General features: G+C 32.2%; 17 protein-coding genes. 14 read left to right on the top strand and 3 right to left on the bottom strand.

The features are described from left to right. Nucleotides 1-4: 4 nt before the first annotated feature. Entirely contained in the window at nt 5-1636 is a 1632-nt protein-coding gene (locus tag K7H06_RS15640) for an MBL fold metallo-hydrolase RNA specificity domain-containing protein (RefSeq protein WP_223036964.1), read from the bottom strand. 259 nt (nt 1637-1895) lie between these two features. On the opposite strand from K7H06_RS15640, the gene xylA reads away from it, so the two are divergent. From xylA to K7H06_RS15615, 5 genes are all read left to right on the top strand, one after another. Then, nucleotides 1896-3215, top strand: coding sequence for a xylose isomerase (gene xylA, locus K7H06_RS15635; protein WP_223036963.1), 1320 nt, complete (start codon nt 1896-1898; stop codon nt 3213-3215). 52 nt (nt 3216-3267) lie between these two features. Next, entirely contained in the window at nt 3268-4446 is a 1179-nt protein-coding gene (locus tag K7H06_RS15630; protein WP_223036962.1) for an ROK family transcriptional regulator, read from the top strand. Nucleotides 4447-4458: 12 nt separating this feature from the next. Next, nucleotides 4459-5967: a xylulokinase gene (xylB, locus tag K7H06_RS15625; protein WP_223036961.1), complete on the top strand. Its 1509-nt coding sequence runs from the start codon at nt 4459-4461 to the stop codon at nt 5965-5967. Between the two features lie 54 nt (nt 5968-6021). After that, nucleotides 6022-7473 (top strand): Na+/H+ antiporter NhaC, encoded by a 1452-nt coding sequence (gene nhaC, locus K7H06_RS15620; RefSeq protein WP_223036960.1) that lies wholly within the window; start codon nt 6022-6024, stop codon nt 7471-7473. A gap of 73 nt (nt 7474-7546) precedes the next feature. Further along, the gene (locus K7H06_RS15615; RefSeq protein WP_223036959.1) at nt 7547-8707 is read left to right on the top strand and encodes a MalY/PatB family protein; all 1161 of its coding nucleotides are present in this window, start codon (nt 7547-7549) and stop codon (nt 8705-8707) included. Between the two features lie 118 nt (nt 8708-8825). Here the strand turns inward: K7H06_RS15615 and K7H06_RS15610 are convergent, their stop codons facing one another. Both K7H06_RS15610 and K7H06_RS15605 read right to left on the bottom strand, forming a co-directional pair. Then, complete coding sequence (locus K7H06_RS15610; RefSeq protein WP_223036958.1) at nt 8826-9872, bottom strand: aldose epimerase family protein; 1047 nt, start codon at nt 9870-9872, stop codon at nt 8826-8828. Beyond that, nucleotides 9859-10281 (bottom strand): C-GCAxxG-C-C family (seleno)protein, encoded by a 423-nt coding sequence (locus K7H06_RS15605; protein ID WP_223036957.1) that lies wholly within the window; start codon nt 10279-10281, stop codon nt 9859-9861. Before K7H06_RS15605 ends, K7H06_RS15610 begins: the two co-directional genes overlap by 14 nt. A 428-nt stretch (nt 10282-10709) precedes the next feature. Here K7H06_RS15605 and K7H06_RS15600 point away from each other — a divergent pair, with 428 nt between their 5' ends. From K7H06_RS15600 to K7H06_RS15560, 9 genes are all read left to right on the top strand, one after another. Next, nucleotides 10710-11870, top strand: coding sequence for a DUF819 family protein (locus tag K7H06_RS15600; RefSeq protein WP_223036956.1), 1161 nt, complete (start codon nt 10710-10712; stop codon nt 11868-11870). 74 nt (nt 11871-11944) lie between these two features. Then, nucleotides 11945-12271, top strand: a complete 327-nt coding sequence (locus tag K7H06_RS15595; RefSeq protein ID WP_223036955.1) for a DUF3870 domain-containing protein — start codon at nt 11945-11947, stop codon at nt 12269-12271. Nucleotides 12272-12452: 181 nt separating this feature from the next. Continuing rightward, entirely contained in the window at nt 12453-13544 is a 1092-nt protein-coding gene (locus tag K7H06_RS15590; protein WP_223036954.1) for a dipeptide epimerase, read from the top strand. 50 nt (nt 13545-13594) lie between these two features. Then, on the top strand, nt 13595-14209 hold the full coding sequence (locus K7H06_RS15585) for a nucleoside recognition domain-containing protein (protein WP_223036953.1): 615 nt from the start codon (nt 13595-13597) through the stop codon (nt 14207-14209). 15 nt (nt 14210-14224) lie between these two features. Next, nucleotides 14225-14761: a spore maturation protein gene (locus K7H06_RS15580; protein WP_223036952.1), complete on the top strand. Its 537-nt coding sequence runs from the start codon at nt 14225-14227 to the stop codon at nt 14759-14761. A 23-nt stretch (nt 14762-14784) separates the two neighbouring features. Beyond that, nucleotides 14785-15693, top strand: coding sequence for a S66 peptidase family protein (locus K7H06_RS15575; protein WP_223036951.1), 909 nt, complete (start codon nt 14785-14787; stop codon nt 15691-15693). 117 nt (nt 15694-15810) lie between these two features. Beyond that, nucleotides 15811-16998: a M20 metallopeptidase family protein gene (locus K7H06_RS15570; protein ID WP_223036950.1), complete on the top strand. Its 1188-nt coding sequence runs from the start codon at nt 15811-15813 to the stop codon at nt 16996-16998. 12 nt (nt 16999-17010) lie between these two features. Next, a complete protein-coding gene (locus K7H06_RS15565) occupies nt 17011-17775 on the top strand; it encodes a serine hydrolase (RefSeq protein WP_223036949.1) in 765 nt (254 codons plus the stop codon). 48 nt (nt 17776-17823) lie between these two features. Continuing rightward, nucleotides 17824-19281: an aminoacyl-histidine dipeptidase gene (locus K7H06_RS15560; protein ID WP_223036948.1), complete on the top strand. Its 1458-nt coding sequence runs from the start codon at nt 17824-17826 to the stop codon at nt 19279-19281. The last annotated feature ends 6 nt before the right edge of the window (nt 19282-19287 follow it).

Raw genomic sequence — 19287 nt, 5'->3', positions numbered from 1 at the left:
CAGTTTATTTACTAATGAGCATATTAATATCTAATAGCTTTTGATTCAAATCTAAAAGCTTATTTTTTAGTTGTGCATAATCTTTCTTTAAAACTTTTTCATCGATTAATAAATCTGTTTTATGAACTAAATGATCAAAGGTATCATAAACTTCTTGAAGTTCTTTTATAATATTTTCCTTTTTCTTTAAGGGTTCTAGGATTTCTCCTGAATGGCTTTTTAATAGATCATCTTTGATTTCAAATACATAGCCCATATTTGGAACGATTGTTTGAATACCAAATTGGTCTTCAATTAATTTTGAAAAGTCTTCAGCAGATTCTTCTTCTCCATGGACAACAAATATTCTTTTAGGTAATTTTTTAAAACCCTTTAACCAATCTAATAAATCTTTTTGATCTGCATGCCCTGAAAAACCTTCAATGCTATAAATTTCAGCTTCAACAGAAATTTTTTCACCAAGAAGTTTAACCTTTTTTGCGCCTTCTTTTAGTTGGCGACCTAATGTTCCTTCTGCTTGATAGCCTACAAAAACTACGCTGTTTTTTTTCTTCCATAAATTATGTTTTAAATGATGTCGAACCCTTCCTGCTGTACACATACCACTGGCAGAAATAATTACCTTTGGGTAGGACTGGCTATTCAATCTCATAGATTCTTGTTGACTATTTACATAGTAAAGATTTTCAAAATGAAAAGGATCATCTCCGCTTAGAATAAGTTTTTTGGTTTCATCATCAAAGCCATAAGAATTGTTCCGATAAACTTCTGTGGCAGATATGGCCATAGGGCTATCTATGTATATAGGTACTTTCATAAAGGTTTCAAGTTCTTCTGTATGGTCATAATATTTATTGAGTTCATAAATAAGTTCTTGAGTTCTATTGATGGCAAATGAAGGGATAATGACAGTTCCACCACGTAATGCTGTTTTATTGATGATTTCAATTAATTCCTTTGTCCTTTTTTCTTGTTTTTCATGAAGTCTATTCCCATAAGTAGATTCTATAATGAGATAATCAGCTTCTTCAATGAACTCAGGATTTTTAAGAATTGGTTTATTTTTGATTCCTAAGTCTCCTGTAAAAACAATTTTGGCAGTTTTATTGTTTTCTCTAACCCATACTTCAATAATAGAGGAGCCTAATATATGACCAGCATCTTTGAAACGAACGGTAATATCTTTGTTTAATTCAATGGTTTGATCATAAAGATAAGAATCAAAGTAATTTAGACTGATTTTAGCATCTTCAGCTGTATATAAAGGTTCGATAAGAGGTAGACCTGCTCTTTTTCTTTTATTGTTTTCCCATAAAGCATCAGATTCTTGAATATGTCCGCTATCAACTAACATAATGTTACATAAATCCTTCGTTGCTTTAGTGGTTACGATTGTTCCTTTAAAACCATCCTTTATTAGCTTTGGAATTCTACCACTATGGTCAATATGAGCATGACTGAGTAGAAGAAAATCTATTTCAGCAGGATTGAAGGAAAAATCATTGAAATTTAGCTTTTCAAGTTGTTTACTCCCTTGAAATAATCCACAATCTAATAATATTTTATATTTATTGGTGGTGATCAAATAATTAGAACCTGTTACAACTTTTGCTGCTCCTAAAAACTCTATTTTCATAGATACTCCCCCTCGTAATCTAGTAATTTATTACATTATAGCATAGTGTACACATGCTTAAAGGAATGCGAAGAAATTTAATGAAGATATTTTCAAAAAATTATAATCCACTATGTTAGTGGAGATAATAGGTAAATATGGAAATAAACTTTTTAAAACCACTTGAAAAAGTAACGTTGTTATTATATAATCTAGGAAAACATTTTCTTTTTTTTTACAAACTTATTAAAATCGATTTAAAAAGTCGTAGGAGGAGCGTATGGAACAATTATTTCAAAAAATAGGAAAAATTAAGTATGAAGGATCAGATTCAAAAAATCCATTAGCATTTAAGTATTATAATCCAGAAGAAGTAGTATATAAAAAACCAATGAAAGAACATTTACGATTTGCAATGAGTTATTGGCATACATTAACAGGGACAGGAATGGATCCCTTTGGAGCAGGAACTAATATACGTTCTTGGGATAAACTAAGTGGAATGGAGCTTGCTAAAAAAAGGGCAGATATAGGCTTTCAGTTTATGGAGGCACTAGGAATTGAGTATTATTGTTTTCATGACGTGGATGTGGCACCAGAAGGAGAGACATTAAAGGAAACCCTACAAAATATAGACGAAATGGCAGATTACTTAGAAAAATTACAAAAACAAACGGGTATAAAGCTTTTATGGGCTACATCCAATATGTTTAGCCATCCAAGATTTGTACATGGAGCAGCAACTTCTTGTAATGCAGATGTTTTTGCTTATTGTGGAGCAAAGGTAAAAAAAATGCTAGAGATTACAAAACGTCTTGGTGGAGAAAATTATGTGTTCTGGGGAGGAAGAGAAGGTTATGAAACCCTTTTGAACACAGATAGTAAGCTAGAGATGGATAATTTAGCCAGATTTTTAAGAATGGCTGTAGATTATGCAGAAAAAATAGGTTTTAAAGGACAATTCTTAATTGAACCAAAACCAAAAGAGCCTACGAAGCATCAATATGATTTTGATGTGGCTACAGTAATTGGATTCTTAAGAAATTATGGTTTGGAAAAACATTTTAAAATGAACATAGAAGCTAATCATGCAACGCTAGCAGGACATACTTTTCAGCATGAGTTGAATATGGCAAGAATTAATGGCATATTAGGAAGTATTGATGCAAATCAAGGAGATTTACTACTTGGATGGGATACAGATCAATTCCCTACAAATATTTATGATGCAGCTTTAGCCATGTATGAGGTATTGAAAAATGGAGGATTAGCACCAGGTGGATTAAATTTTGATGCAAAGGTAAGAAGAGCTTCCTTTGAAATGGAAGATTTATTCTATGCATATATTGCAGGAATGGATACTTTTGCAAAGGGCTTAAAAGTAGCAGCTAAATTATTAGAGGATGGCGTATTTGAAACTATGATTGAAAAAAGATATGAAAGCTACACCGTTGGCATAGGAAAGGATATTGTAGAAGGAAAAATAGGATTTGAAAAATTAGCAGCCTATGCATTGAAGAATGATCAGATCAAAAATACTTCAGGAAAACAAGAATACTTAGAATCCCTTTTAAATCAATATATTTATGAGGTGAAATAATATATAATATTTTAAGAAAGATTAAAAAATATTATAAAGTGGTGATAAAGCAATGTTTGAATTTCAGATCAATCAGCAAGCAATTAAACTTTCAAATAGAACAAGAATATTAAATTTTATTGCAGAAAAAGGAGAAATGACAAAGCAAGAAATTGCTAAACAATTAAATTTAAGTATCCCTACAGTCATTAGTAATATCAGCAAGCTTTTAGAAGAAGGATTGGTTAAAGAAGCAGGTGTGGCTGAATCTACGGGAGGTAGAAAGCCAGTAATTATTCGATTTAATCCTAATGCAAGATATTCATTTGGTGTAGATATTTCTCCAAGAAAAATGAAGATTGTCCTCATCAATTTAGAATCAGAAATCTTAGTTGAAGAGGAAATAGCCTTAAAGGAAAAAATAAATTCATTTGAAGCAATCATTAAAGAGAGTAAAAAGATTATAGAAACAATCATTGAAAAAGAAAAAATAAAGAAAGAAAATATTTTAGGAGTAGGATTTTCATTACCTGGCATTATTAATGAAGAAGCGTTGATTTTAGAAAATGCCCCAAATCTTAAGGTGAAAAATTTTGACTTTAAACCTTATAAAGAAATCTTTGGCATGCCCATTTATATTGAGAATGAAGCAAATGCAGCTGCAATAGGTGAAAGAACCTTAGGACATGGAAAAGGGAAAAATAATCTAGTCTATATATCTATTACAGAAGGTGTAGGGACAGGCATTATTATTCAGAATTACTTGTATAAAAGTATAAGTAAGAAAGCTGGAGAATTTGGACATATGCGTGTCACAGATGAAAAAATAAAATGTAATTGTGGTAGAACGGGATGCTGGGAGTTATATGCTTCGGAGCGTGCACTTATTGAACGATTTAATACTTTTTCGAAACAAAGAATTGAATCAGTAACTCAGTTTTTTGAGTATTTTCAGGAAGGTAATGAAGTAGCTATAAAAGTACTAGATCGATATTTAGATTATCTATGTATAGGGATAGAAAATATTATTTTAGCTTTATCACCAGAATATATTATTATTGGTGGAGAAATAAGCAAATATGAAGGGGTTTATAAAGAAAAGTTGATAGAAAAGTTGGGTAAAGAAAGTACCTTTTATGGAATGCAGGGAATTCGTATTGGATTCTCTCAACTCAAAGAAAAAGCGTCATTGCTTGGGGCGGGTATTTTAGCCATACAAGATCTATTTAATATGAATAATAAAGCAATTTAAGGAGGGAAGAAAGTGAGTTTTTTAGGCATTGATTTGGGAACATCTTCTGTGAAAATTATTCTTATCAATGAGAAAGGTGATTTATTAGGAGAAGAATCAAGGGGATATTCTGTTGATTATCCTAAAATAAATTGGGCTGAACAAAATCCTGAAGATTGGTGGAAGGCTACGAAGGATTGTATTAAAAATTTGATGGAAAAGGGCTGCTGTAAAAAAGATACTGTAAAAGCCATAGGGTTTAGTGGTCAAATGCATGGATTGGTAGCTCTTGATGAGAATGATCAAGTATTGCATCCTGCTATACTTTGGTGTGACCAAAGAACCCAGGAAGAATGCCATGAAATCACCAATTATTTTGGACAGGAAAAATTAACGCAGTACACAGGGAATAAAGCTTTAACAGGTTTTACAGCACCGAAAATATTATGGCTTAAAAAGCATAAGCCTAAGTTATATGAAAAAATAGCTCATATCCTTCTTCCAAAAGATTATATTCGATTAAAATTAACAGGGGAATATGCAACAGATGTATCAGATGCTTCAGGAATGCTTTTATTAGATGTAAAAAAACGAAATTGGTCAAAGGAAATGTTAGAATTTTTACAGATGAAGGAAAGTGTTTTGCCAAAATTATATGAATCCTATGAAATTACTGGGTACCTTACAGAGGGGATAAAAAATATACTAGGATTAAAAGGGGAAATCGCTGTTGTTGGAGGCGCAGGAGATCAAGCAGCAGGGGCTATTGGAACAGGTACAGTTAAGGAAGGGATTGCTTCAGTTACATTAGGAACATCTGGTGTAGTTTTTGCATCACATAATGAGTATAGAGTAGATAAAGAAAACAGACTCCATGCTTTTTGTCATGCAAATGGTAAATATCATTCTATGGGTGTGATGCTTTCAGCAGCTAGCTGCTTAAAATGGTGGGTAGAAGAGATTCATAAGGGGGTAGCCTTTGAGGAGCTTCTCACAGAAGCAGAAAATTCACCTATAGGTAGCAAGGGTTTAATTTTTTTACCTTATTTGATGGGGGAAAGAACACCTTATGCTGATCCTAATGCAAAGGGAGTCTTTATTGGGTTAACTATGAGTCATTCTAGAGGAGATATGACGAGAGCTATTTTGGAGGGGGTAGCCTTTGGATTAAGAGATTCTTTCCAAATACTTAAGGAGTTAAAAATACCTGTAGAGGATATAAGAGCAATTGGTGGAGGTGCACAAAGTAATCTTTGGATGGATATACTTACTAATGTCTTTGATCAAAAAATAAGTACTTTATATACAGATCAAGGAGGAGCATTAGGTGCTGCTATTTTAGCAAGTGTAGGAAATGGAACTTTTGATACAGTTGAAAATGCATGTAGTAAGCTTATTCATGTAAAGAAAACCTATGTTCCCAATAAAGAAAAGGTGTATGCATATATCCAGTATTATAAGATGTATCATCAATTATATGATGTTTTAAAGGCATCCTTTGATCAGTTAGCCCATGTTCAAAAAAGCCTTTATTTTATATAAACTTTTTAAAACCATTTAAAAAACATATAAAAAATTACTAAAGGAGGAGTACATATGAAAAAGCAACCTACATTTGTACAAGCCATGATCCCAATAGTGGCTATGGTTATTCTTTTGGGAGTAGGTTATGGTCTAATGGGGTTACGAGCAGAGCTTTTAATGCTTATATCTGCGGTAATTGCTGGCGTTATTGCTGTAACTTTAGGATACACATGGGAAGATATTATTAATTCTATTGTAGGAAAATTATCAAAAACAATGCCAGCTATATTAATATTAATTATTGTAGGGGTGTTAATAGGTAGTTGGATGATTGGTGGAACTATTCCAATGATGGTTTATTATGGACTAAAAATTATTAATCCTAAATTTATGATTATTACTTCTTTTGTTGTAACAGCATTTGTATCTGTATGTACAGGTACATCTTGGGGATCAGCTGGGACGATTGGTGTTGCATTAATGGGTGTTGCAGCAGGGATGGGGATACCTCTACCAGTTGCAGCAGGAGCTATTGTTTCAGGAGCATATTTTGGAGATAAGATGTCTCCATTATCTGATACAACAAATTTAGCACCTATTGCAGCTGGTTCAAAATTATATGAGCATATTGGACATATGTTGTTTACAACAGGACCAGCATTCATTGTAGCAGGGATTGTATATTTAATTATAGGCTTTAATTCATCTATTGTTAATTTTTCAACCCCTGAAAAGGTAGAGACAATTCTTAGTACATTAGATATGATGTTTAATTGGAATATTTTACTTTTATTACCTCCAGCTATTGTTTTATATGGTTCTATTACGAAAAAACCTACTATTCCAGTTATGCTTTTTTCTAGTATGGTTGCTTTAGTCAATGCAGTACTTATACAAAGCTTTACAATCCAGCAGGCATTTGATGCAACTATCAGTGGATTTAATATTTCAATGATTCAAGTACCTGGATTTGATCCTAATCAAGTGATAGCAGATATTCCTAGATTGTTAAATCGTGGTGGAATGAATTCAATGTTAGGAACGGTTTTAATCGCTTTTTGTGCTTATGGATTTGCTGGAGCCATTTCTGTAAGTGGTTCTTTGGATATTGTATTAAACAAATTATTAAAATCTGTAAAATCAACAGGAAGTTTGATTGTAGCAACAGCTATTTCATGCTTTACTGCAGTATGTGTAACATCTAATGGCCAGTTATCTATATTGATCCCTGGGGAGATGTTTAAAAATGAATATATTAAAAGGGGACTACATCCAAAGAATCTTTCAAGAACATTAGAAGATTCAGCAACTGTTATAGAACCATTGGTTCCTTGGACAGCAGCGGGAGTATATATGGCAACTACATTAGGGGTACCGACTCTTGAGTATTTACCATGGGCTATTTTATGTTATTTAGGAGTTGTATTTGCAACTATTTGGGGATATACAGGAATATTTATTGCCAAGTTAGATAAAAATGATGAAATTTATCAAGAATATTTAAAGAAAGATTGTGTTTCTTAAAAATTACTCATTAGGGTTTTAGAATTTTCTAAAACCCTAATGTATTTGTTAGTATAATTAGGAGGGAGAAAAAATGGATTCAAAATTTGATGAAATGATTGATAGATATCATACAAATTGTGCAAAATGGGATGAAGCTGATGAGATTTATGGAAAGGATTTGATTCATTTAGGGGTTGCAGATATGGATTTTAAATCTCCAGAACCAGTTATTCAAACTATGCAGAATGTATTAGATCATGGAGTTTTTGGATATACCGTATTGAGTGACCATTATTATGAAGCCATTCAAAATTGGATGAAGAAAAGATTTCATTGGGAAATAGAGAAAGATTGGATTGTATTTTGTCCACGTATTAGTATTGCTGTTAGTTTGATGGTTCAAACTCTAACGAAGGAGGGTGAGAGTGTCATTATTCAGCAGCCTGTATACAGTCCTTTAAGAGAAGCTGTTGTGAAGAATAATAGAAAATTAATTGTTAACCCGTTAAAATATGAAGATGAAAAATATACTATGGATTTTGATGATTTAGAGAAGAAAATTGATTCATCTGTAAAACTAATGATTTTATGCAGTCCACATAATCCTGTAGGAAGAGTTTGGAAAAAGGAAGAATTGAAAAAGCTTGAAAAGCTTTGTGTAAAACATGATATTATTGTGATTTCAGATGAAATCCATTCAGATCTTTTATACAAAGGATATGAGCATACACCATTAGCAAATGTTTCAGAGGAGATGGCAAAAAGATCTATTATATGTAATTCTGTTACAAAAACTTTTAATGTGCCAGGTGTTATTGTTTCCAATCTTATTATTCCAAATAAAGAGATTCGTAAAGCTATAGAAGATGAAATAGATCGCTTAGGTATGCATAATCCAAATATTTTTTCAGTACCAGTTGTAGAAACTGCTTATACAGATTGTGAGGAGTGGGTTGATGAGGTACTGAGATATATTCATGGAAATTATGAATATTTTAAAGAATATGTAACAACTCATATGCCAAAGCTAAAGATCATTCAGCCAGAAGGAACTTATTTATTGTGGATAGATTATAGGGCGTTAGGATTAAAAGAAGAGGAAGTATATGATTGGTTTATAAGAAAGGCCAAGGTAGGCGTATATATGGGCTCTGTTTTTGGAAAGGAAGGAGAAGGATTTATAAGAGTAAATTTAGCAACATCTAGAAAAAATATTGAATTAGCTTTAGAGCGAATCAAGAAGTTTTACTAGAAAAGGGATGGACATTTATTTGTGCAGATAGATAAAAAGGACTATTTTCACCATGTTTTAATGGTTGAGATAGTCCTTTTAATGATGATAAGAGATCAATTATTCTATAGAGTATGCTTTAATCCCTTATCTTAAATGCATAAAGTGTCTTTGAAATATATTTTTCATTTGGATTTAGAATATATGTAGGAAAAAAATCTTGATTGATAGCATCGGGGTACCACTGGGTTTCTAAGCAGACCCCTAAATGATTATAAGAAGATACATCACCTCTTAAAAGCATTTCACGACCAATGGTATTGCTTGTATATAATACTACACAGGGTTGATCTGTTGTAATTTCTAAGATTCTTCCGCTTTTTTCATCTTCTAGAATAATATGAGGATGATTTTTTTCTAATAAAAATGGATGATCATAGCCCCCAGCATATTTTAATTGAAGATCATGGTCTTTTATGTTTTCTCCTATTTTTTTACCTTTTCTAAAATCAAAGGGAGTATGATTTACATTTGTAATCCCTATAGGAATAATATTTTTATCAATTTGTCCATACTCTTCAGCATGAATGGTTAAAGTATGATTTAATATATCTTCCTTATAATTTCCAGAAAGATTGAAGTAACTGTGATTTGTAAGGTTTACAAGGGTTCTTTTATCAGTTGTTGCTTCATAGGTGATTTCTAGAAGATTATCATTATAAAACTTATAAAAAACTTTCACATTTAAATTACCTGGAAACCCTTGATCTTTGTCTTTGCTAAAATAACTAAGCTCTAAACCGATGAAATCTGTATGAGAGATTTCTTTTACATGCCATAGTTTTTGATCAAAGCCTAAAGGTCCTCCATGAAGATTTGCATGATGGTTATTGGCTTCTAAAGTATATTTTTCTTCATCTATGGAGAAAGAAGCATTGGAAATTCTCCCAGCTACTCTTCCAGCAATACATCCCAAATAAGGAGATTTTTTTTCGTAATCTTCTATGTTTTTAAGACTGAGAACAACATTTTCTATATGATGGTGCTTATCAGGAACACAAATTTCTGTAATAATGCCACCATAGTTTAATATGCGAATATATGAAAAATGATCATTTGAAAGGGTATATTCATAAACAGCATCATCATTTTCGGTTTTTCCAAAATATTTTTTAGAAATTTCCATTTTTTTTCACTTCCCTTATAATGATTTCATCTAAAATTTCCCCAGCTATATAGATGACTTTATTACAGCCTTCTTCTTCTGTTCGGTGCATTTCTTTTAATTTAGTACAATTGATCGACCCTAATTTTTTCTCAAATTTTTCAAAGAATTCTAAGGTCAATTCCTTTAAGTAATCACTTTCATGGGCTACATTATTTGTGAATAAGATGCCTAAAACAGCTAAAGCACCGCTGATTGCACCGCATACTTCTTCTACCCACATTCCCCCACTAAAAGGTGCCATGGCTCTAAATGTTTTTTGGTCTAGATTTAAATCATAAGCTTCGTTAGCTGCGTAAATAATCGTTTCAGAACAGCTTAAATCGTATTTAGTTTTATCTCTATATTTTTTAATGATTTCTATGAACATGCGAAAACCTCCTAAGTTGATAGATATAAGAAGAAATAGTTAGCATTCATTTCTACTACTATAAAGCCATATGATAATAGTTTATCAAATACAAGATAAACATACAAAAAATTGTTAAAATGTCATTTATAAAATGCTATAAATAGATGAAGTAAGCAAATGTTTATGAAATAAATAGACTATTCCTATAAATAGAGCACTTGACATATTATACCAAAATAATATATAATATATTTAGAAAATTATAAAAAATAAGTTTTAAATCACCTTGTTTATTCAGATGTCCAAAACATTGTCATAAACAAGACCTGATAAATGAAGTATTCAATCGTTTATTAGGTCTTTTTTGTTTTTGATTCTGAATAAAGAAGAATGTCTAAACTTTATAGAAGGAAAGTTTAGAATAATTATAAAAAGGAGGAATGTAAATGATTACAGGTGGTTTTACGTATTTAGCAGTTATTGTGTTTTTTTCAAGTTTGGTTATTCTTGCAGAAAAGAAGAGTAAGGGAAAGTTTTTCAAATATGTACCAGCTATTGTTGTAATTTATTTTGTTGTAATGGTACTTGCAACCTTTAAAGTTTGGGAAAAAACAGATGAAGTGACCATGTATTATAAGATGATCAAAGGAAATTTATTGCCAGCAATGATTTTTTTAATGTTATTAAGATGTGACCTTAGAAGAATTATGAAGTTAGGACCTAAAATGCTTTTAGGATTTTTTACTGCAGCTCTTAGTATCGGGATTGGATTTGTTGTTACATATGCTATATTTAAAGGAATGTATACGGCTGATACATGGAAAGCATTTGCAGCTTTAGCAGGAAGCTGGATGGGTGGAACAGGAAATATGGCAGCAGTACAAGGGGCTTTAAATGTACCAGATTCTAGTATGGGATATACATTATTGATTGATTCAATTGATTATGCCATTTGGGTAATGATTTTGTTAGGGTTAGTTCCTTTTGGAAAAATATTCAATAAATGGACAAAGGCAGATACGAGTATAATAGATGAAGTTGGAGAACAACTTGCTGCAACACAAGAAAATATTAGAAAGAATGTTGAGTTTTCAGATATGATGGTTTTAATAGGAGCAAGTTTATTTGTTTCAGCAGTTGGGCAGGGGTTAGCAGAAATATTACCAAAGACTAGCTTTATTACAGGTACAACATGGACTGTAATTATTGCAACTGTTGCAGGAACCATATGTGCCATGACTCCTCTTGGAAAACTTCCAGGATCATCTCAAATTTCAAATGTAATGCTTTATACAATTGTAGGATTAATTGCTTCCCGTGCTAATTTTGCTGAGCTTGGGCAAGCACCAATATATATTATTTCTGGATTTGTTATTTTAGCAATCCATGCAATTATTATGGTTGCAGTGGCTAAGCTTTTCAAACTAGACTTATTTACATGTGGGATTGCAAGTCTTGCAAATATAGGAGGGGTTGCATCTGCCCCAATACTTGCAGCATCTTATAGTGAAGCATTAATCCCTATAGGGGTATTAATGGCTATGCTAGGATATATTATTGGAACAGGTGGAGGTTTATTAGTGGGGAAAATACTTTCAATTATGTAATAATTTAGATATACTAATAATAGAAAAATACAAAAAAATTATGTATTTTAAACTATTATTAGTAGGTGATTAGAATGTATGATAAAAATACGGTATATATCATAGGACATGGAAAAACGAGTAGTGATAATGCAATCACACAACATTTTGGAATGTTTTTTATTGGATATGTTGTTGATATAGCTACAGATACAATTGTTGATCTTAGCTGTGCATCAACTATTCCCACTACGCAGCTATTTATTAAAAGCTTATTCTTTGGGAAAAAGTTGGATGAGTTTCATGAAGAGATAGAAGAAGAAATAAAAAGAAGATATTTTGGTACTTCCCAAAGAGCTATTCTTGTAGCTTATAAGGATGCAGTAAAAAAATATAAAGAGATTAAACAAAAATATTATTAATGCTGCTTTATTCTATGGATTTGTTTCTAAGGAATAATCAAATGATAAATATTGAGCTATACTGAATATTTTATGATTTTTATTATTCTGGAGCGTTACATATTTACTAGAATAAAATCCAGTAAAAGTTTAGGATCAAGGACTTTTACTGGATTTTTTTAATTTAGAAGGAGGATGAAAAATGAAAATTAAAGATATAAAGATCGGGGCTATATCAGTGCCTCTTAAAAAACCCTTTAAGACGGCTTTAAGAACGGTGAATAGTGTAAATGATGTGATTGTTAAGGTTATTACAGATACAGGACATATTGGGTATGGGGAAGCGCCACCAACAGGCGTGATTACAGGAGATACGACAGGGGCTATTATAGGAGCCATAGAAGACCATATTAAAAAGAATCTAAAGGGGATGGATGTAGAAAATTTTGAAGGAATCATGAAAAAATTAGATCAATCAGTAGTAAAAAATACTAGCGCTAAAGCAGCTGTAGATATAGCTCTTTATGACTTATATGGGCAGGTTTATAAAGCACCTGTATATAAGCTATTAGGTGGATATAGAAAAGAGATTATTACAGATATAACGATTAGTGTAAATTCTCCTGAAGAAATGGCAAGGGACAGCTTAGAAGCAGTAAATTTGGGCTATAAGACTTTGAAGATCAAAGTAGGGAAGGATGCTCAAACAGATATTGAAAGAATGAAAGCCATTCGAGAAGCTGTTGGATATGATATAGCTCTTAGAATTGATGCCAATCAAGGATGGGCACCTAAAGAAGCTGTATATACTTTACGAAAAATGGAAGATGCAGGACTTTGTATTGAGTTTGTTGAACAGCCCGTAGCAGCACATGATTTTGAGGGTTTAAAACTTGTAACAGATAATATTTCTATTCCTGTTTTAGCAGATGAAAGTGTATTTTCTCCAATGGATGCTATGAAAATTATACAAATGAGAGCGGCTGATTTGATTAATATTAAGCTTATGAAAACAGGAGGGATACATAATGCCCTTAAGATTTGTTCTATTGCTGAAGTATATGGGGTTGAATGTATGATTGGATGTATGCTTGAAGCAAAGGTAAGTGTCACTGCAGCAGTACATCTTGCAGCAGCAAAGAGTATTATTACAAAAATAGATTTAGATGGACCTGTATTATGTAGGGAGGACCCAGTTGAGGGAGGAGCTATTTTTAAAGATTATAAGATTACATTAACAGATGAACCTGGATTTGGTTTTAAGGATATTCATGGTGTAATCTATAGGAATTAGATGGCATTAAAATTCTTATGAAAAATAAAATAATAATGGGGGGGATTTTAATGATCAATATAATTTGGTTAGGATTTATCGTAATTGGCATTATTGCAGCACTAGCTACAGGAAATGCTCAAGCTGTAACGGATGCAGCATTAGATTATGCAGATGTTGCAGTAGAATTATCAATCGGTCTTGTAGGGGTTATGGCGTTATGGCTTGGACTTATGAGAATTGCAGAAGAATCAGGAATGGTTAAAGCATTAGGAAATGCTTTAAAGCCAATTATGAAGTTTTTGTTTCCAGAAGTTCCAGAGGACCATCCTGCTATGGGTGCTATTGTCATGAATATGGCTGCAAATATTTTTGGCCTTGGAAATGCAGCAACGCCTCTAGGAATTAAAGCTATGAAGGAACTTCAAGAATTAAATGAGGAGAAGGATACAGCAACAAATTCAATGTGTACATTTTTAGCAATCAATACATCATCTGTTACATTAATTGCATCTTCTGTAGTTGCATATCGTGCAGCAGCAGGTTCAGCAAATCCTGCTGAAATTATTGGCCCAACGATTATTGCTACAGTGGCATCTACAATAGCAGCTATTATTGCTGTAAAGTTGCTTCAAAGATTACCAGTTTTCAATAAGACGGAAAAGAAAATGGTAGAGAAAAATTAATGGAGGAGGATGACTATGTTTGTAAAAATTATGGAGACCATCTCAATTTATGCAATACCACTGATTATTTTGATTATACCTCTTTATGGATTTATTAAAAAAGTAAAAGTTTATGAAGCTTTTACAGAAGGGGCTAAGGAAGGGTTTAAGACGGGGGTTATGATTATCCCGTATTTAGTTGCGATGTTGGTAGCTATTGGAATTTTTAGAAAATCAGGAGCTATGGACCTATTAGTAAGTGCTGTTTCACCCATAACTAATTTAATTGGTATGCCAGCAGAAGTTCTTCCTATGGCCATTATGAGACCTCTTTCTGGAGGGGGCGCATCTGGTATTATGAATGATTTATTTACAACCTATGGACCGGACTCATTAATTGGTAGAATGGCTTCTATTATGAATGGTTCTACTGAAACTACCTTTTATGTATTAGCAGTTTATTTTGGTGCGGTAGGGATTAAAAAAACAAGACATGCGTTACCAGCAGGACTTATAGCAGATTTTGTAGGACTTATAACAGCTGTTTTTGTAACAAATTTAATGTTTAACTAAAATATGTTTTGGGGGAATAAAAAATGATGGTTCCAAAAGGATTATATTGGGGGGATACTATTGGGGTTGTTGCTCCAGCAGGACCTGTGAGTAAGGAGCGAGCAGATGGAGCAAAAGCTGTTTTAGAAGAAATGGGATTCAAGGTAAAAATGGGAGAGAGCTGCTATTTATTATATGGTGGATACTTGGCAGGAGAAGATGAAATAAGAGCCAAAGATGTAAACCAAATGTTTGGTGATAAAGAGGTAGATGCAATTATTTGTATCAGGGGAGGATATGGTTGTACCCGTATGATGGATTTCCTTGATGTAGAGTTGATCAAAAAAAATCCTAAAATATTTGTAGGATACTCAGATGTAACAGCGCTACATTTACTTTTTAACCAGAAAGCTGATTTGGCTACATATCATGGTCCCATGGTTGTATCAAATATGCTAGCGTTTAATTCATTTACAAAAGAATCATTTTTCCATGTAATCAATGAAAAAGAGGATATAGAGTTAAAGAATCCAAAGAATCATGAAATGAAAGTAATGGTAAAAGGTTTTGCAAAAGGACAATTGGTAGGTGGAAATTTGGCTTTGATTGCTGCTACTATGGGGACACCCTATGAAATTGAAACAAAGGGTAAAATTCTTTTTATAGAAGACATAGGGGAAAAACCATATAGTATTGATAGGATGCTTACACAGCTTGCCTTAGCAGGAAAATTAGAAAATTGTGAAGGTATTATTCTAGGGGATTTTGCTGATTGTGAAGATGATGAAGGATTTACATCATTTGAAGTACTTGAAAATATTATAAAGCCTTTTGGAAAGCCTACAGTTTACAATTTTAGATCAGGTCATTGTGAACCAATGATTACACTTCCACTAGGAAGAGTTTGTGAATTAGATGCAACCAATAAAAAGATTATTATAAAGAATTATTAAAGATGAAAATGTAAATGCGATCACTATAGTCTTTATAGCTATCCAACTTTAAAAAGTTTTTGTTGGAAATCTATATAGGCTACAGTGGTCGCTGAATATTTTAAAGAGGTGACTAGAATGAAACAAATCATGGAAAATAGTGAAAAAATTAAGGATTGGCTCATTCATATTAGAAGAGATATTCATCAATATCCAGAATTAGGGATGAAGGAATTAAGGACTTCAAAAAAGATATGTGAATATTTACATGAAATGAATATTCCATATAAGAATAATGTGGCGAATACTGGGGTAGTTGGGTTGATTGAGGGGAAATTTCATGGACCCACTATTGCTCTAAGAGCTGATATGGATGCTTTACCTATTCAAGATGCGAAAGAGGTATCTTATAAATCAAAAAATGATGGAGTTATGCATGCATGCGGTCATGATGCTCATACAACAATTCTTTTAGGGGCTGGAAAGGTTTTAAATGAAATGAAGGATCAAATTCATGGAAATATCAAACTACTCTTTCAGCCAGCAGAAGAAACGGTTGGTGGGGCAAAGCCTATGATTGAAGAAGGAGTACTCAAAAATCCAGAAGTGGATGGTGTATTTGGACTGCATGTAGATGCAGATTTGGAGATTGGAAAAGTAGGAATAAAATATAATCAAATGAATGCAGCTTCTAATATGATTGAAATTCATATATATGGAAAATCAGCTCATGGTGCATATCCCCATGAAGGTGTGGACAGCATACTGATTGCGTCTCATGTAGTTGTTGCCCTTCAATCTATTGTGTCTAGAAATGTAGCGCCTATAGATTCATCTGTGGTCACCATTGGAAAAATTATGGGAGGAACTCAAGGAAATATTATTGCAGATCATGTTACTCTTGTGGGTACTATTAGAAATGTCAATGAAGGCACAAGAAAAGAAGTGATGAAGAAAATTGAGGATATAGTAAAAACGATTCCTAAGGCTTTAGGTGGAAGAGGAGAACTCGTCCAGATTGAAGGATATAGGACATTAGTGAATGATGGTAAAATGGTTGAGATAGTGGGAAACTCAGGAAAGAACCTTTTAGGAGAAGACAAGGTACATGTTATAGAAGAGACTTCTTTAGGAGTAGAAGATTTTGCCTATTTTGCAGCAGAAAAACCTAGTGCCTTTTTTAGGTTAGGATGCAAAAACCTAGAGAAAGGAATAGAAGGAAAGCATCATCATCCTTTGTTTGATATAGACGAAGATTGTCTTCCTATTGGTGTAGCAATGCAGGTAAGTAATGTGTTAGAAGCATTGAAATATTTTAGAAAATAAGGGATGATAAAAATGAACTTAGAGGATATGATAGATCATCAATATATGGATCACCTATCTATTTTTTATAAGAATTTGCAGACAAAAGAATGCTATATGCACAAAGCTGAATGTAGTGTTCCTTCTGCTAGTATTATAAAAGTATTTATTATGGCAAATTTTTTTGAACGGGTACAAAATAGGGAATTTGATTTACATGAAACCATAAATATTAATGATTTTAGGCAATGTATAGTAAGTGGAGAGTTTATTCATAAGGAAATTTATAGTTACTATGAACTTTTAGAATTGATGATTGAAAAAAGCTGTAATGATGCTACAAATATTTTTATTGAAATGATAGGAATAGATAAAATCAATACTTATTTAGTTGAAAATAATTATAGGGATACACTCCTTATAAGAAAAATGCTTGATTTTAAAATGAGAAAAGAAGGACAGGATAACTTAACTAGTGGGAAAGATGTTGCTACTTTATTAGAAAGGATTTATCATTTAGAATTACCTTATTCTCATGAGATGATGAATATCTTAAAAATGAAAAAGAATAAACATGACTATTTATTTAAGAATCATACATTTGAAATAGCATCAAAATATGGAGATCTTGAGTCGGATGGAGGCTTAGATGAAATAAAGAATGATGTGGCTATTGTATTTACTCAAAAGGGGGATTATATATTAAGTATTTTCACTTGGGGATTGGATAAAAATATACAACTTGATTTGATTTATGCCGTTTCAAAATATATTTATGATGAATTTATGAAGGCATGATTTTTATAAAAGCATTATATGACATTAAAAATAAGGGGAGGTAATTTTATGAAGAATGTTTTACAAAATGTTGAGCCAAAAGAAGTTTTTAGATATTTTGAAGAAATATCTAAAATTCCAAGAGGTTCAGGAAATGAAAAAGAAATAAGTGATTTCTTAGTTCAATTTGCAAAAAAGAGAAATTTAGAGGTAGATCAAGATGAAGCTTTAAATGTAGTAATTAAAAAAAATGCTTCAAAGGGATATGAAAAATCACCTACTGTAATTCTTCAAGGACATATGGATATGGTTTGTGAAAAGAATAAGGATACAGTCCATGATTTTAAAAAAGATCCTATAAAAATTGAAGTAGACGAAGATTTTATTAGAGCAAAAGGAACAACACTGGGAGCTGACAATGGTATTGCTGTAGCATTTTGTCTTGCTATTTTAGATAATGATCATATAAAACATCCTAAAGTAGAGGTATTATTTACTACAGAAGAAGAAATGGGTTTAAAAGGTGCAGCAAACCTAGAACCATCTAATCTTAATGGAAAGATACTTATCAATATTGATAGTGAAGAAGAAGGGGTATTATTTGTTAGTTGTTCTGGAGGTATTCGAAGCAAGGTAGAAATTCCAATTGTATGGAAGGACTATGATGAAGGATGTATCCCATATAAGCTTCAAATTAGAGGGCTTAAGGGTGGACATTCTGGAATGGATATAGATAAGGGAAGAGGAAATGCTAATAAACTTATTGGTCGAGTTTTGCAGGATTTATTTGAGCATGATGATATTTATGTATCGGATATTCATGGTGGAGATAAATTGAATGCTATTCCAAGAGAAGTTGATGCTACTATATTGTTTAAAAATGAATATATTGAAAAGATTCAATCGAAGATAAAAAAATGGGATGATGTATTTAAGCATGAATTTCAATCATCAGATCCTCATGTATCAGTAAAAATAGAAAAGATAGATAGAAAAATAGAAAAGGTATTTTCAGATCAAACACTTGAAAAAGTTCTTGCTTTATCATTTTTAATTCCTTGTGGTGTTCAAAAAATGAGTATGGATATTGAAGGACTTGTGGAAAGTTCTACAAATTTAGGGGTTATTTCTACCACAAAAGAAAAAATTGTTTTTAGCAGTGCTACAAGAAGCTCTGTAAGAACTATGAAAGATTATATTGCAAAACAAATTAAGGAAGCTTCCAAATTAGTAGAAGCAGAATTTTCTACAGAAGCATCCTATCCAGAGTGGGCATATAAGAAAGACTCTTATATAAGGGAGTTATTTATAGACGTTTACAAAAGATTATATGGAAAAGAACCAGAAATTGCTGCAGTTCATGCTGGATTAGAATGTGGTTTGTTTAGTGAAAAATTAGGAGATATGGATATGATATCTTTTGGTCCGAATATGTATGATGTACATACACCAAATGAACATTTAAGTAGATCTTCTACAGAAAGAACATGGAAGTATTTACTTTCTGTTTTAGAGGAAATAAAATAGTAAATG

Origin of the sequence: Crassaminicella profunda (assembly GCF_019884785.1) — a bacterium.
Taxonomy (GTDB): Bacteria; Bacillota; Clostridia; order Peptostreptococcales; family Thermotaleaceae; genus Crassaminicella; species Crassaminicella profunda.
The sequence above is the reverse complement of the archived record's forward strand: the minus strand, read 5'-3'. Positions and strand labels throughout refer to the sequence as shown.